We start from the raw sequence: 14,186 nt of genomic DNA on the forward strand, positions 1-14,186 counted from the left end.
CTGTCTCGACGGCTGGTGCCCTCATGGTCACCCAGATGCGTCGTGCGGGGAAGGGCGCGGGGGTCGTGTGAAGCAACAGTCGCCGCAGACACCCCCGCCGGGCACGCGGTAGTACAGACAGCAGCTCCGGCGCCGGAACGCGGTGCCGGCCAGGGAGCCGGTCCCGGCGAGGAGGGGGTGGCCGAAGAGCTCGGCGGTCAGCGAGCGGGCTCCGGCGGCGGCGTCCGGACGGCCGTCGGCCCGCGCCCAGCGCTCCAGCTCCCGGGCAGCCCCCGCCAGCGCGGATCCGGCGTTGCCCCACAGCAATCCCGACGCGACCCGGTAGCGGGCCCGCACGACCGCCGTCAGCGGCCGGAGGTGACCGTCCAGCACGGCGCCGGCGAGCGTCGCCGCGTCCCCCGGCAGCGGACGCACCTCGGACAGCCACAGGTCGTCGGGGGCGCCGCCGTCGGCGTCCCAGCGCAGCAGGCCCGGGTCGAGGTCGGGGATCCGGCCGTACAGCACGGCACACCCGAGCGCGGCCGACCACAGCCGGGCCGCGAGCGCCTGGTGCGCCACCGACGCCCCGACCCGCACCTCGGACGTCCGCAGACTCCGCGCGACCTTGGCGACCCGGAAGGCGAGGGGATCCGCAGCATCACCAGAATCCGCATGGATTTCCGATGTCTGATCCGGCTGGACATTGGACCCCTGACTGGATGTCCGATCTCTGTAGATCTCCTCCAGTGTCGACGACGGTCCGGACGGCGCTCCGGCCGCGGGTGGGACCGTGCGCAGGGCGAAGAAGCCTCCGAGCGGGCGGAGGGCGGCGAGAGCCGGGTCGAGATCGGGTTCGAGGTCCACGACCAGCAGTAGTACCAAGACCGGTAGGAGCAGTGATCAGCCGGTTCCCCTCCGTGTCACCCACCCTGGGGAGGAGCGCCCTCCTTTCGTACTCCATCGGCAGTAGGACCCATTGCCTGCTCAGGGACGACGACGGGAAGGGATCGGCAGGGCAGGGTGTTCCGTATGGAAGACGACCGTTCGCCGCGCTGGGCTCAGCGCCCCCGCTCCACGCAGAGGAGCTGCTCATGAGTGCCCTCGCGTTGTCCGTGGTCCTGTCGCTCGTCTCCGCGGTGGCGTACGCCGGCGGCGCGATCGTGCAGGAGCAGGTCGCGGTGTCCTCACCCGAGGAGCAGTTCGCGCCGCTGCGCCGGGCGGGCTGGTGGGCGGCGGTGGCTCTGAACGGTCTCGGCGGAGTCCTTCACGTGGTGGCGCTCGCGTACGGACCGCTGAGCCTGGTCCAGCCGCTGGGCGCGCTGACCATCGTCTTCGCGCTGCCCATGGCGGCCCTGTTCGTCGGCCGCAAGGCCGGTGCCACGGCCTGGCGGGGCGCGATCATGGCGACGGTCGGGCTCGCGGGTCTGCTGTCCCTGGTGGGCACGGCCGACGCGCAGTCGCTCGACACCGCCCAGCGGGTGGCCGCGGCCGTGGTCACCGGCGGCGCGGTCGTCGCGCTGATGCTGGCCGCCCGGGCGGCGCACCGGCACCCGGCGGTGCGCAGCGTGCTGTTGGCCACCGCGTCCGGCATCGCGTTCGGCATGTCCTCGGTGTTCACCAAGACGGTCGCGGTCGACTGGACCGGCGGTGTCGTGGCGGCCGACCTGTCGTCCCTGGCGGTGATAGGCGTCCTGGCCACGGCCGGCATGCTCCTGTCGCAGGCCTCCTACCGGGGCGCAGGACTCGCCGCTCCGCTGGCCACGCTGACGGTCGTCAACCCGGTGGTGGCGGCCGCGGTGGGCATCACGATGTTCGGCGAAACCTTCCGCTACGGCACCACCGGCACGGCGCTCGCCCTGAGTTGCGCGGTGGTGGCCGGGGGCGGCCTGATCCTGCTGACGACCGAGCGCCTGACGCGTACGGCGGCGGAGCAGGCGTCCGCGGAGCACACGGCGGCGGGACTCGCAGCAGAAGGACTCGCGACCGAGGGGCTCACGGCGCAGGAGCTCGCGGCGCAGGAGCTCGCGGCGCAGGAGCTCACAGCCGAGGAGCTCACGGCCGGAAAGCTCACGGCCGACGAGTTCATGGCCGACGAGACGGAGCGCGCGCCGCGGACCGACGCGGTGACGGTCGCCCGAGCGGCCACGGTGCCGGAACCACGGGCGGAAGCGGACGCACTCCTCCTCGCGGAGATGGCGGAGATGGCCGAGATCACCGACATCCAGGACATGGCGGAGATCCGGGAGACCGAGCAGATCACCGGGGTCCCGAGGATCCCCGGGCAGGCGGTCGGCGCGCTGCGGGCGGACGAACCCGAGCCGGTCCCGCTCGCGCGGCGGCTGTCCGACGCGGACGGGCAGCCGAACGAGCCGCAGGACGAGCCCCCGCACTACTACGGCTCCTTCTACGGCGGTCCGTTCGTCCTGATGCCGGTCGTGGCGCGGCGTCGTACGCGCGTCAGATCCTGACGCCGCCGGTCCGCAGAAAGGCCACCGGATCGACGTCCGATCCGAATCCGGGCCCCGTCCGCACCTCGAAGTGCAGATGCGGGCCCGTGCTGTTGCCCGTCGACCCCGAGCGGCCGATGCGCTGTCCGCCGCCCACCGACTGTCCGGGCTTCACGGAGATCGCCGACAGGTGCGCGTACTGGGTGTAGCGACCCTCGGAGTGCCGGACGACCACCTGGTAGCCGAAGGAACCGGCCCAGCCCGCGCTGACGACCTGGCCCGCCGCGACCGCCTTGACGGTCGTCCCCGTGGGCACGGGAAAGTCGACGCCGGTGTGGTAGCCCTTCGACCAGGAGGAGCCCTCCGCGTGGTACGGCGTGCCCGTACCGGCGTCGACCGGGGCGACCAGGGAGTGGCCGGTGGCGGTCGTTCCGGCGCTGCCCGAGGCGGCCTTCCGCGTGGGGTGCCCGGGTGTCGTGTGACTCGGGGTGGAGTGACTCGGGGTGGAGTGACTCGGGCTGGTGTGACTCGGGGCGGTGTGGGTCGGGGCGGTGTGGCCCGGGGTCGTCGTGGTGGCGGTCTTGGCGCGCAGGTTCAGCCGCTGGCCCGGCAGGATCAGGTCGGGATCCGCGCCGACGGTTCTGCGGTTGGCCGTGTACAGCCCCCGCCACCCGCCCCGGACCTGCTGCTCGTCGGCGATCCCGGAGAGCGTGTCCCCGCGCACCACCGTGTACATCTCGGCCGTGCCGGCCCGGGACTGGGGTGTGGTCTGCGGCTGCACATCCGGGGCGGAGGCCTGCGTGGAGGTCGGCGCGGAACCCTTGGCGGTCCGGGTCGACGTAGTGCCGGCCGGGTGAATGTCGGGCGTGTCGCCGCCCCGGGTCAGTCCGGCCCGTCCCGAGCACACGGGCCAGGCGCCGGGACCCTGTCCCTTCAGCACCTTCTCCGCGACGGCGATCTGCTGGTCCCGGGTGGCCAGATCCGCCCGGCGCGCGTACGCGGTGCCGCCGTACGCCTCCCAGGTGGACTGGCTGAACTGGAGCCCGCCGTAGTAGCCGTTGCCGGTGTTGATGCTCCAGTCGTTGCTGGACTCGCACGCGGCCACCTTGCTCCAGGTGTCCACGTCGGCCGCCTGAGCGGCACCGGCGCCGATCAGCGGGATCGCGATCCCGGCACTGCCCGCCGTGACGGTGAGTGAGGCGCGGTTGATCCTGTTCGGCTGATACCGGCGGTGCCGGCCGCGTACGGCCATGGGGAGCCCCCTCGACGTGCGTCAGGAGGGCCAAAAGTAAGCGCCGCGAACAGGCCAGGACAAGACAGCAATCAGCCGCCCTGTCACACAAGTGACGAGTAATTCATCCGAGTTGCCGAACGGCTGAGGCAGGTGGGGGTTCCCGCGCGTATCTGCGTACGCAACATGGAACAGCCCGGACGTGCGGTCGGCGTACCGGAACGTCAGGATGGTCGATGCGGCAATACTGGCGGACACGACCGGCACGACCGAGATCAGGATCCTTAGGAGCCAACCGTATGAGCAGTACAGCCCAGATCGGCGTCACGGGTCTCGCGGTCATGGGCCGCAACCTCGCCCGCAACTTCGCGCGCAACGGTTACGCGGTCGCGCTGCACAACCGGACGGCGGCGCGTACGCACGCGCTGGTGGAGGAGTTCGGGCACGAGGGCGAGTTCGTCGCGGCCGAGACCGCCAAGGACTTCGTGGCGGCGCTGGAGCGGCCGCGCCGTCTGGTCATCATGGTCAAGGCCGGTGAACCGACGGACGCGGTGATCCAGGAGTTCGCCCCGCTCCTGGAGCCCGGTGACATGATCATCGACGGCGGCAACGCGCACTTCGCCGACACCAGGCGCCGCGAGCGCGCGCTGCGCGAGCAGGGCATCCACTTCGTCGGCATGGGCGTCTCCGGCGGCGAGGAAGGCGCGCTGAACGGACCGAGCATCATGCCGGGCGGCCCCAAGGAGTCGTACGAGTCCCTCGGCCCCATGCTGGAGAAGATCTCCGCGAAGGCCGCGGACGGCGCGCCCTGCGTGACACACGTGGGCCCCGACGGCGCCGGGCACTTCGTGAAGATGGTCCACAACGGCATCGAGTACGCCGACATGCAGCTCATCGCCGAGGCGTATCAGCTGCTGCGGGACGTCGCCGGGTACTCCCCCGCGCAGATCGCGGAGATCTTCCGCACCTGGAACACGGGCCGGCTCGACTCGTACCTGATCGAGATCACGGCGGAGGTCCTGTCGCACGTGGACGCGGCGACGGGCCGGCCCTTCGTGGACGTCGTCGAGGACCAGGCCGAGCAGAAGGGCACGGGCCGCTGGACGGTCCAGATCGCCCTGGACCTGGGTGTGCCGGTGTCCGGCATCGCGGAGGCGGTCTTCGCCCGCTCGCTGTCCGGCCACAGCGCGCTGCGCGAGGCCTCGCGGGGCCTGGCCGGCCCGAAGGCCTCTGCGCTGTCGGAGTCCGAGGCGGCCGCCTTCGCGGACCGGGTGGAGCAGGCGCTGTACGCGTCGAAGATCGTGTCGTACACGCAGGGCTTCCACGAGATCGCGGCGGGCAGCGAGGAGTACGACTGGGACATCGACCTCGGTGCCGTCTCCTCGATCTGGCGGGGCGGCTGCATCATCCGCGCGGCCTTCCTGGACCGCATCCGCGCCGCCTACGACGCCCGGCCCGACCTGCCGAGCCTGCTGTCCGACAAGACGTTCGCGCAGGAGATCGCCGGCGCGCAGGACGACTGGCGCGAGGTCCTGATCGCGGCGACCCGCGAGGGCGTCCCGACCCCCGGCTTCGCCGCGGCGCTCGCGTACTACGACGCGCTGCGCGCCGAGCGGCTGCCGGCCGCGCTCACCCAGGGCCAGCGGGACTTCTTCGGTGCGCACACCTACCGGCGGACGGACCGCAAGGGCTCGTTCCACACGCTGTGGGGCGGGGACCGGTCGGAGGTCGAGGCGTAACAGCGGGCGGTCGGAGGTCGCGGCCTACCAGCGGGCGCGACCACCGCTGGACGCGGGACCACCTGAACACGGGACGGCGGGCGACCTCGACGGTCGTCCGCCGTCGGCGTGCCACCCGCCGCCCGCGGTCAGGTGAGCGGCGGCCCCGGCTGGGGGTCGGGCACCGGTTCCGGGCCCGGCGGGATCGGCGACGGGGCCGGGCCCGGGGGCGGGACCGGATGCGGGGGTGACGGCGGTCCCGGCGCCGGGGGTGGCGTCGGCTTCGGAGGCTGCGCCGGGTCCGGGACCGGGGCCGGGGGCTGTACGGGGTCCGGCGGCGGGGTCGGGGTCGGAGGCTGTGCGGGATCGGGGTAGGGCTCCGGGGGCCGTGGGTCGGGGCCCGGCGTCGGTCCGGGTGGGGCGGGGTCGGGATAGGGGTTCGTCATGGCGTCCCTCCGGCCGTTCGGTGATCCTTCGCTCCTGACTACTCCCCCGCGTACCCGGGGCCCGCGCCACCAGTCACCCGCGGGCGTCGACGGCAGGGGGCCGGTCGGCCTCATTCAGCGGCCTCCGCCACCTGGCCAGGAGCACGGCGAGCTCTCGCCCGTCCCGCCCGGCGTACGGCGCTCACGCACGGCAGGCGCCTCCAGCGCCCCGCCCGGCACACGAGGGGTGCCTCCACCGCGTCGCCCCGACCCGGCGTGCGACGGATGCCCGCCGCTCGTCGAACCGGTCTCCGCTCGACCGGCCTCAGTCGCCTCAGTCTCAGTCGCCTGAGTCTCAGTCGCCCCGGGTGGCCTCGGCGGCGGCCGTCAGGCCTGGGCGGGGGCTGGAGAGCAGCGGGATCGAGGTGGTGGCGAGGTGCTGGGCCGGGGCCATGGAGGCCTGGGCCAGGACGATCGCGTCGGCGGCGGTGACCTCGTCGGCGGCGGCCGCCACCCGGCGGACGTACGCCTCGCTGTCGCCCGCCTCGAAGCGGGCCCAGGCGCCGTCGACCAGGACGGTGCGGACGGTGACCGGGCGGCCGGCCCGGCGGGCCTCCTCCTCGATCAGCGCCGCCGTCGGAGCGAGGGTGCTCTCCAGCGCGGCGAGGACGACGACTCGCGCCCCCGCAGCCACCGCGGCCGTCGCCATCGGGCGGTCGACGCGCAGGACCGGGACCCCGGCCTCGGCGGCGTACGTCTCCGCGACGCCGCCGAGGGTGGAACAGGTGCACAGCACCGCCCGCGCGCCGTCGGCCACGGCACGGTCGACGACGGCGCGTACGTCCGCGGCCACCGCGTCCGGCCCCGCCGCGCGCGCCCGCTCCAGCAGCCCTTCGTCGACGAAGTGCCGCAGCTCCAGGCCCGGATGTGCCTCGTCGCGCAGGGCGTCGAAGACCGGCACGTGGACGGGCGAGGTGTGCAGGAGGGCGAGCACGGGAGGGGTCAGAACCTTCCGGGGTGCGCCTTCAGCCAGTCCTTGGCCGCCCGCAGCAGCTCGGGGGCGACCGCCGGCGCCTCGTCCGGGTGGCGTTCGGCCCACTTGACGACGTACGGGCACAGCGGCGCCACCGGCACGCCCTCACGCCCGGAGATGGCGTAGAGCTCGCGCGCCAGAGAGCCCGCGATGCCCTTCCCCTCGTGGGCGGGTTCGACGATGGTGTGCACGGGGACCAGCGCCCGCTCCGGGGATTCGAGCACGAAGTACTCGATGTGGCCGACCACTTCGCCGTCGGCGCCCAGCGCCTCCAGGCGACCGGCCGACCGGTCGTCACGGATCTCGATGTCGCTCACAGGCACTCCTCGAAGGACGGAAGAAGAGTCGAACGGTCCCACGGTCAGGCACCGGCCGCCTGCGGACTGCGCTCCTGGTCCGAGCCCGGCACCGGCTCCGACGGGTCCGCGCCCAGGGCGACGATCCGGTTGCCGGCGTCCACGTGCACGACCCGGGGGCGCAGGGTACGGGCCTCGGTGTCGGTCACCTGAGCGTAGCTGATGATGATCACAAGATCACCGGGGTGGACCAGATGGGCCGCGGCCCCGTTGATCCCGACCACCCCGGACCCGCGCTCCCCCTCGATGACGTACGTCTCGAGCCGGGCGCCGTTGGTGACGTCGACGATGTGGACCAGCTCACCGGGCAGCAGATCGGCGGCGTCCAGGAGGTCGGCGTCGATGGTCACCGATCCCACGTAGTGCAGGTCGGCCTGGGTGACGGTGGCCCGGTGGATCTTGGACTTGAACATGGTGCGCAGCATGGAGGTACTCCCGAAACTAGGCTCCCTGCCTGCTTTGCAGGTCAAGGGCTGTATACGCACCATACAACCGGTCGCCTGAACGATGGAGGCCGGTGCACGGTCCGGTGTCCGGGCTGCACGGGTGCGGGACCCGGTCCGGCGGTGCTAGGGGTTGTTGTACTCGTGGCGGCACACCCTGCGTCCCGGGCGGAGCGCTGTTGCCGTGGGCGGGGATGCCTCCGAGATCGTTCAGCGCCGTGCCGGATGCAGCAGGTTCCAGGTCATGAACGTGGCATTGCGGTTGGTGAAGTCGTTCTCCGGCCCGCCCGAGCCGGGGTCGAGGTGCGAGGGGGGCCGGCCGCGCCGATCCAGCCGGCGTCCGCCTGGGGCGGGATCGTGTACCCCAAGTACAGGAGGCTGTGGAGGACGTTCATCGCGCAGTGTTTGACGCCGTCCTCGTTGCCCGTGATCAGACAGCCGCCGACGCGGCCCTGGTACGCGTACTGCCCGGCTTCGTCGAGGCCGCTCGAGCAGACCACCGACCGTCGCTCCACCGCGGCGGACACGGGGAATCCGCGCCCGCGCCGACCGGGATGCGTGCGGGCCTCCGCATCCACACGAACGCACGGAGCGCACGCGTCCAACACGCGTCGCGCCGTCCGGTCAGGGCGTCGGATCAGTGACGGGATACGGCACGAAGGTGCTGGTGTTCTGGTCGATCCGCAGGGGGTGGCCCAGGGGCGGGGCGGCGCGCTGGGGGCAGTCGAGGCGTTCGCAGACGCGGCAGCCCATGCCGATGGGGGTGGCGGCGGAGGCGCTCGCGAGGTCGAGGCCGTCGGAGTAGACGAGCCGGTGGGCGTGGCGGATCTCGCAGCCGAGTCCGATGGCGAAGGTCTTGCCGGGTTCGCCCCAGCCGCCGCGGTGCCGGGTGAGGGCGCGGGCCGTCCACAAGTAGCGTTGGCCGTCGGGCATTTCGGCGAGCTGGACGTGGATGCGGCCGGGGGCGGCGAACGCCTCGTAGACGTTCCACAGGGGGCAGGTGCCGCCGGCGCGGGAGAAGTGGAAGCCGGTGGCGGACTGGCGTTTGGACATGTTGCCGGCCCGGTCGACGCGGACGAAGGAGAAGGGGACACCGCGCAGGCGCGGGCGTTGGAGGGTGCTCAGGCGGTGGCAGACGGTCTCGTAGCCGAGGCCGAAGCGGTCGGTGAGCCGCTCGATGTCGTAGCGGACCTCTTCGGCGGCCTCGTGGAAGGCGCCGTAGGGCAGGACCAGGGCCGCCGCGAAGTAGTTCGCGATGCCGATGCGGGCCAGGGCGTGGGCGGGTGAGCCGGGCGGGAAGTCCTCGGCGGCCTGGCGGTCGAGTCCGTCGCCGTACTCCAGCAGGGCGAGCTGGGTCGCGAGGCGGAACGCGCGCTGTCCGGGGCGCAGTCGGGTGGACAGGTGCAGGGTGCGGGTCGGCTCGTCGTAGTGGTGCAGGTGGGTGCCGGGGCCGGTGTCGGCGGCCAGCCGGACACCGTGACGGTCGGCGAGCCGGTCCGACAGAGCCCGTACGACGTCGCCGGGGCGGATCTCGATGTCCTGGGCCAGTCGTTCGGCGGCGAGGTCGGTGTCGTGGAGGTAGTTCTGGCGGCGGTAGAAGAAGTCCCGGATCTCCTCGTGGGGCGAGAGCGGGGACTCGGGGCCGGTGTCGCGGCCGTCCACGGCCCCGGCGAGGCGTTCGGCGAGGCGGTGGTTGCGGCGGCCGAGGTCGAGCAGGATCCGGGCGACGGCGGGCAGCCGCGAGGCGAGGTCCGTCAGGTCGGACGCGGAGATCCGGGCCTCGGCGAGTTCCCCGGCCAGCGCCTCGCGGAGGTCCGCCACCAGGCGGCTCGTGTCGCGTTCGGAGAAGAAGCCCGGGTCGACGCCGAAGGCCTCGGTCAGGCGCAGCAGCACCGGAACGGTGAGGGGGCGGGAGTCGTGCTCCATCTGGTTCAGGTAGCTGGGCGAGATGGCCAGCACGCGCGCCAGTTCGGCCTGGCTCATCCGGCGGTCCTCGCGCAGGCGGCGTAGGCGCGCTCCCGCGTACGTCTTGCTCACGGTGTGTCCTCCGGGGTCCGGCTCGGCGCTCAGCCTATGCGAGGCGGTCCGTATTCATGCCTTCGCAACCTTGGCAAACGGCAAGCGGAAGATTCGCAGAAGTTGGCAGACGTCCACGCTTGATGGCACTCAGTGCCAGTGCCAGAGTCTGAGTGCGGCCCGCCGGACCCGCCGGCCGCCGCCCGGAGCCGGGGCAGCGATTCACGCCCTGACGTCGGAAGTCCCGGTCAGGGCGGGGTCGCGCACGGCAGCGTTGCTCACCTCCGCCCGACGGTGGAACGGCGGGCCGCACCACAAAGGAACGACACACAGTGCCACCTCTGTTCGCTCGGACAGGGAGCTTGGCAGTCCGCACAATCGAGGAGACGGTGACAGTCATGGCAGAGGCGAGGACGAGGACACAGGCGGCCGAGGAACTCGCGCGGCGCTGGGCCACCGACCCCCGCTGGCAGGGGATCGAGCGCACCTACGGAGCCGAGGACGTGATCCGTCTGTCGGGCAGTGTCCGTGAGGAGCACACCCTGGCCCGGCGCGGCGCCGAGCGGCTGTGGCGGCAGCTGCACGAGCGGGACTACATCCACGCGCTCGGCGCGCTGACCGGTGGTCAGGCCGTGCAGCAGGTCAAGGCCGGGCTTCAGGCCATCTACCTGTCCGGGTGGCAGGTCGCCGCCGACGCCAACCAGGCCGGTCACACGTACCCGGACCAGAGCCTCTACCCCGTCAACTCCGTTCCCCAGGTGGTGCGTCGGATCAACAACGCGCTGCTGCGCGCCGACCAGATCGCCACCGCCGAGGACGCCGGCGACACCACGGACTGGCTGGCGCCGATCGTCGCCGACGCCGAGGCCGGGTTCGGCGGCCCGCTGAACGCCTTCGAGCTGACCAAGGCGATGATCGCGGCGGGCGCGGCCGGCGTCCACTACGAGGACCAGCTCGCCTCCGAGAAGAAGTGCGGCCACCTCGGCGGCAAGGTCCTGGTGCCCACCTCCCAGCACATCCGCACCCTCAACGCGGCCCGCCTGGCGGCCGACATCGCCGACGTGCCGACCCTGATCGTCGCCCGTACCGACGCGCTCGCCGCCAACCTGCTCACCAGCGACGTGGACGAGCGCGACGCGCAGTTCGTCACCGGCGAGCGCACGGCGGAGGGCTTCTACCGGGTGCGCAACGGCATGGCGCCCGTCATCGCCCGCGGCCTCGCCTACGCGCCCTACGCGGACCTGATCTGGGTCGAGACCGGCACTCCGGACCTCGTCCAGGCCCGCGAGTTCGCCGAGGCCGTCCACGCGCGGTACCCGGACCAGATGCTGGCGTACAACTGCTCGCCCTCCTTCAACTGGAAGGCGGCCCTGGACGACGACCAGATCGCCAAGTTCCAGCGCGAACTGGGCGCGATGGGCTACCGCTTCCAGTTCATCACCCTGGCCGGCTTCCACTCCCTCAACCACGGGATGTTCGACCTGGCCCGCGGTTACGCCGAATACGGCATGACCGCCTATGTCGACCTCCAGGAGCGCGAGTTCGCCGCCCAAGCGCAGGGCTTCACCGCGGTCAGGCACCAACGCGAGGTCGGCACCGGCTACTTCGACCTCGTCTCCACCGCCGTCAACCCGGCATCGTCCACCACCGCTCTCTCCGGCTCCACGGAGGAGGAGCAGTTCCACCAGGCCTGAGGAGCGATTGCACCAGGCCCTAGGAGTAGTTCCACCAGGCCTGAGGAGCAGTTGCACCAGGTCCGAGGAGCGGTTCCAGCAGGCCCGCCCGCCGGACCTGTGCGGCCCGGTCCGCCGAAGCCGAGCGGGGGTCGTACGACCGTCCCCGTCCGACCCACGCTCCCCGCTCCTCGCCCCTCGCTCCTCGCTCCCGTGCACCGCGCTCCCGCGTGCCCCGCACCTCTCCCCCGCTCTCCCCCGCGCCCCGCCCCATCCGCAGGAGAACCGATGTCCACCACCGCACTGACCCACCAGGTCCGTGTTCTCGCGCCGCTCGGCGACCGGCACGACGAGATCCTCACGCCCGCCGCCCTGGACTTCCTCGGCCGGCTGACCGCGGCCTTCGGCCCACGCCGCCGGGAACTGCTCAAGGAGCGCCGCCGACAGGCCCTGCGCCTGGCGAGCGGCTCCCCGCTGGAGTTCCCGCTGGTCACCTCCGCGGTCCGCGCGGACCCGTCGTGGCGGGTCGCGCCGCCCGCCGCCGGCCTCACCGACCGCCGGGTGGAGATCACCGGGCCGCCCGACCGCCGTACGACGGTCAACGCGCTCAACTCCGGTGCCCAGGTCTGGATGGCCGACTTCGAGGACGCCACCTCACCCACCTGGGACAACGTCGTCGGCGGACAGCTCAACCTGCTCGACGCCATCGAGCGGCGCATCGACTTCGGCACCGCCGACGGCAAGGAGTACCGGCTCGGCACCCGGCTCGCGACCATCGTGGTCCGGCCGCGCGGCTGGCACCTCGACGAGGAGCACCTGGAGTTCGACGGCGGCCCGGTGCCCGCCGCCCTGGTCGACTTCGGCCTGTACTTCTTCCACTGCGCCCAGCGCCAGATCGACGCCGGACACGGCCCGTACTTCTATCTCCCGAAGCTGGAGAACCGCTACGAGGCCCGTCTGTGGAACGACGTCTTCATCACCGCTCAGGAGCTGCTCGGCATCCCCCGGGGGACCGTCCGCGCCACCGTCCTCATCGAGACGATCACCGCCGCGTTCGAGATGGAGGAGATCCTCCACGAGCTGCGCGAGCACTCCTCCGGGCTCAACGCGGGCCGCTGGGACTACCTGTTCAGCCTGATCAAGACCTTCGGCCACCGCACCGACTTCCTGCTGCCCGACCGGGCGAAGGTCACGATGACGGCCCCGTTCCTGCGCGCCTACACCGAACTCCTCGTGCGCACCTGCCACCAGCGGGGCGCGCACGCCATCGGCGGGATGGCCGCCCAGGTGCCCGGCAAGGACCCGGCCGCCCACGAGGCCGCGCTCGCCAAGGTCCGGTTGGACAAGGAGCGCGAGGCGGAGGACGGCTTCGACGGGTCCTGGGTCGCGCACCCCGGACTGGTCCCCGTCTGCCGTACGGTGTTCGACGCCGTGCTGGGCGAGCGGCCCCACCAGATCGACCGCACCCGCGACGACGTGGAGGTGACACCGGCGGATCTGCTGTCGGTGCGCCGGATCAGCGGCCCGCCCACGGACGACGGCGTGCGCACCAACATCGCGGTCGCGCTGCGCTACTTCGCCGCCTGGCTGCGCGGGCAGGGCGCCGTCGCGCTGTACGGCCTGATGGAGGACGCGGCCACCGCGGAGATCGCCCGGGTGCAGATCTGGCAGTGGCTGCGGCACCGGGTGATCGACCGGGAGACGGTCCTGCGGGTGCTGGACGAGGAGAGCGCGGCGCTGGGCGCCGAGTATCCGTGGGCGCCCGTCGACGACATCCGCGCGCTCTTCGAACGGACTTCCCTGGCCGCCGAGTTGCCCATGTTCTTCACTCCGGACGCCTATGCGCGCCACCTGGTCCGGCGGACGGAGGAGCGGTCGTGAGCGCGGGAATCCGGCGGGTCGGCGACGGTCGGACGGGCGCGGAGATCCGACGGGTCGGCGTGGTCGGCGGCGGCCAGATGGGCGCGGGCATCGCCGAGGTGTGCGCGCGGGCCGGCCTGGACACGGTGGTGTGCGAGGCGGACGCGGTCGCGGCCCGTGCCGCGCGCGACCGGGTGGCGGCGTCGCTGGAGCGGGCGGTGCGGCGCGGCAGGCTGGAGGAGTCCGCCGCGCGGGACGCGCTCACCCGGACGGTGTTCAGCGGGAGCCTCGACGACCTGGCCGACCGGCAGCTCGTGGTCGAGGCGGTGGTGGAGAACCCCGACGCCAAGACCGAGGTCTTCGCCGCCCTCGACAAGATCGTCGAGGATCCGTCGGCCGTCCTGGCGACGAACACCTCCTCCCTCCCCGTCATGCGGCTCGGCACGGCGACCGGCCGGGCGGACCGGGTCGTGGGACTGCACTTCTTCAACCCGGTCCCGGTCCTGCCCCTGGTGGAGGTCGTGACCTCGTTGCACACCTCGGCGCGGACGGCCGCCACGGTCACGGACTTCGCCACCCGTGTACTGGGAAAGACCGTCATCCGCTCCCGGGACCGGGCCGGCTTCGTCGTCAACGCGCTGCTCGTCCCGTACCTCCTGTCGGCGATCCGGATGGCGGAGTCCGGCTTCGCCACCGCCGGCGACATCGACACCGGCATGGAACTGGGCTGCTCCCACCCCATGGGCCCGCTGAGGCTGGCGGACCTGATCGGGCTCGACACCGTCGCCGCGATCGCCGAGTCGCTCTACGACGAGTTCAAGGAACCTCTCTACGCGCCTCCCCCGCTGCTCCAGCGGATGGTGGAGGCCGGGCTGCTGGGCCGTAAGGCCGGCCGTGGGTTCCACGTCTACGACCAGGGGTGAGCGGCCTGGTTCGACCGGGCTGAGGGGCCCGGGACGGCCTCGCCGGCCGAGGGACGCGGCGGCTGCCGGGACGCGGAGGGCG

Annotated in this window: 11 protein-coding genes; 5 read left to right on the forward strand and 6 right to left on the reverse strand. The window is 72.6% G+C overall.

The annotated features are described in order from the left end of the window. Nucleotides 1-27 precede the first annotated feature (27 nt). Entirely contained in the window at nucleotides 28-861 is an 834-nt protein-coding gene (locus tag ACFV0T_RS04535) for a (2Fe-2S)-binding protein (RefSeq protein WP_385774336.1), read from the reverse strand. Nucleotides 862-1,070: 209 nt separating this feature from the next. On the opposite strand from ACFV0T_RS04535, the gene ACFV0T_RS04540 reads away from it, so the two are divergent. After that, on the forward strand, nucleotides 1,071-2,447 hold the full coding sequence (locus ACFV0T_RS04540; RefSeq protein ID WP_385774338.1) for a DMT family transporter: 1,377 nt from the start codon (nucleotides 1,071-1,073) through the stop codon (nucleotides 2,445-2,447). Here the strand turns inward: ACFV0T_RS04540 and ACFV0T_RS04545 are convergent. After that, nucleotides 2,437-3,678 carry a transglycosylase family protein gene (locus tag ACFV0T_RS04545; protein WP_385774340.1) on the reverse strand — a complete coding sequence of 414 codons (1,242 nt, stop codon included), beginning with the start codon at nucleotides 3,676-3,678 and terminating at the stop codon, nucleotides 2,437-2,439. The two genes, ACFV0T_RS04540 and ACFV0T_RS04545, sit on opposite strands and share 11 nt — an antisense overlap. A 278-nt stretch (nucleotides 3,679-3,956) precedes the next feature. Between ACFV0T_RS04545 and gndA the strand changes: the two genes are divergently transcribed. Next, on the forward strand, nucleotides 3,957-5,396 hold the full coding sequence (gene gndA / locus ACFV0T_RS04550) for an NADP-dependent phosphogluconate dehydrogenase (RefSeq protein WP_385774342.1): 1,440 nt from the start codon (nucleotides 3,957-3,959) through the stop codon (nucleotides 5,394-5,396). A gap of 759 nt (nucleotides 5,397-6,155) precedes the next feature. Here gndA and ACFV0T_RS04555 read toward each other — a convergent pair. The 4 genes from ACFV0T_RS04555 to ACFV0T_RS04570 form a co-directional block, all read right to left on the reverse strand. Next, entirely contained in the window at nucleotides 6,156-6,794 is a 639-nt protein-coding gene (locus ACFV0T_RS04555) for an aspartate/glutamate racemase family protein (RefSeq protein WP_385774344.1), read from the reverse strand. 8 nt (nucleotides 6,795-6,802) lie between these two features. Next, nucleotides 6,803-7,150, reverse strand: coding sequence for a GNAT family N-acetyltransferase (locus tag ACFV0T_RS04560; protein ID WP_385774346.1), 348 nt, complete (start codon nucleotides 7,148-7,150; stop codon nucleotides 6,803-6,805). Nucleotides 7,151-7,194: 44 nt separating this feature from the next. Continuing rightward, nucleotides 7,195-7,614 carry an aspartate 1-decarboxylase gene (gene panD / locus ACFV0T_RS04565; protein ID WP_385774348.1) on the reverse strand — a complete coding sequence of 140 codons (420 nt, stop codon included), beginning with the start codon at nucleotides 7,612-7,614 and terminating at the stop codon, nucleotides 7,195-7,197. Between the two features lie 642 nt (nucleotides 7,615-8,256). Beyond that, a complete protein-coding gene (locus tag ACFV0T_RS04570; protein WP_385774350.1) occupies nucleotides 8,257-9,669 on the reverse strand; it encodes a short-chain fatty acyl-CoA regulator family protein in 1,413 nt (470 codons plus the stop codon). Between the two features lie 377 nt (nucleotides 9,670-10,046). Between ACFV0T_RS04570 and aceA the strand changes: the two genes are divergently transcribed. The 3 genes from aceA (at nucleotide 10,047) to ACFV0T_RS04585 (ending at nucleotide 14,104) form a co-directional block, all read left to right on the forward strand. Further along, nucleotides 10,047-11,342, forward strand: a complete 1,296-nt coding sequence (gene aceA / locus ACFV0T_RS04575) for an isocitrate lyase (protein ID WP_385774352.1) — start codon at nucleotides 10,047-10,049, stop codon at nucleotides 11,340-11,342. Nucleotides 11,343-11,609: 267 nt separating this feature from the next. After that, nucleotides 11,610-13,202, forward strand: coding sequence for a malate synthase A (gene aceB, locus ACFV0T_RS04580; protein ID WP_385774354.1), 1,593 nt, complete (start codon nucleotides 11,610-11,612; stop codon nucleotides 13,200-13,202). Then, nucleotides 13,199-14,104, forward strand: a complete 906-nt coding sequence (locus ACFV0T_RS04585; RefSeq protein WP_385774356.1) for a 3-hydroxybutyryl-CoA dehydrogenase — start codon at nucleotides 13,199-13,201, stop codon at nucleotides 14,102-14,104. The genes aceB and ACFV0T_RS04585 overlap by 4 nt, the downstream gene beginning before the upstream one ends. Nucleotides 14,105-14,186: the final 82 nt, after the last annotated feature.

Source organism: Streptomyces sp. NPDC059582, from assembly GCF_042735715.1.
GTDB lineage: Bacteria > Actinomycetota > Actinomycetes > Streptomycetales > Streptomycetaceae > Streptomyces.

Excerpts from the sequence above, each read along its gene's own strand:
- ACFV0T_RS04540 (WP_385774338.1), top strand. The coding sequence starts at position 1,071 with ATGAGTGCCCTCGCGTTGTCCGTGGTCCTGTCGCTCGTCTCCGCGGTG.
- ACFV0T_RS04545 (WP_385774340.1), bottom strand. The coding sequence starts at position 3,678 with ATGGCCGTACGCGGCCGGCACCGCCGGTATCAGCCGAACAGGATCAAC.
- gndA (WP_385774342.1), top strand. The coding sequence starts at position 3,957 with ATGAGCAGTACAGCCCAGATCGGCGTCACGGGTCTCGCGGTCATGGGC.
- panD (WP_385774348.1), bottom strand. The coding sequence starts at position 7,614 with ATGCTGCGCACCATGTTCAAGTCCAAGATCCACCGGGCCACCGTCACC.
- aceA (WP_385774352.1), top strand. The coding sequence starts at position 10,047 with ATGGCAGAGGCGAGGACGAGGACACAGGCGGCCGAGGAACTCGCGCGG.
- aceB (WP_385774354.1), top strand. The coding sequence starts at position 11,610 with ATGTCCACCACCGCACTGACCCACCAGGTCCGTGTTCTCGCGCCGCTC.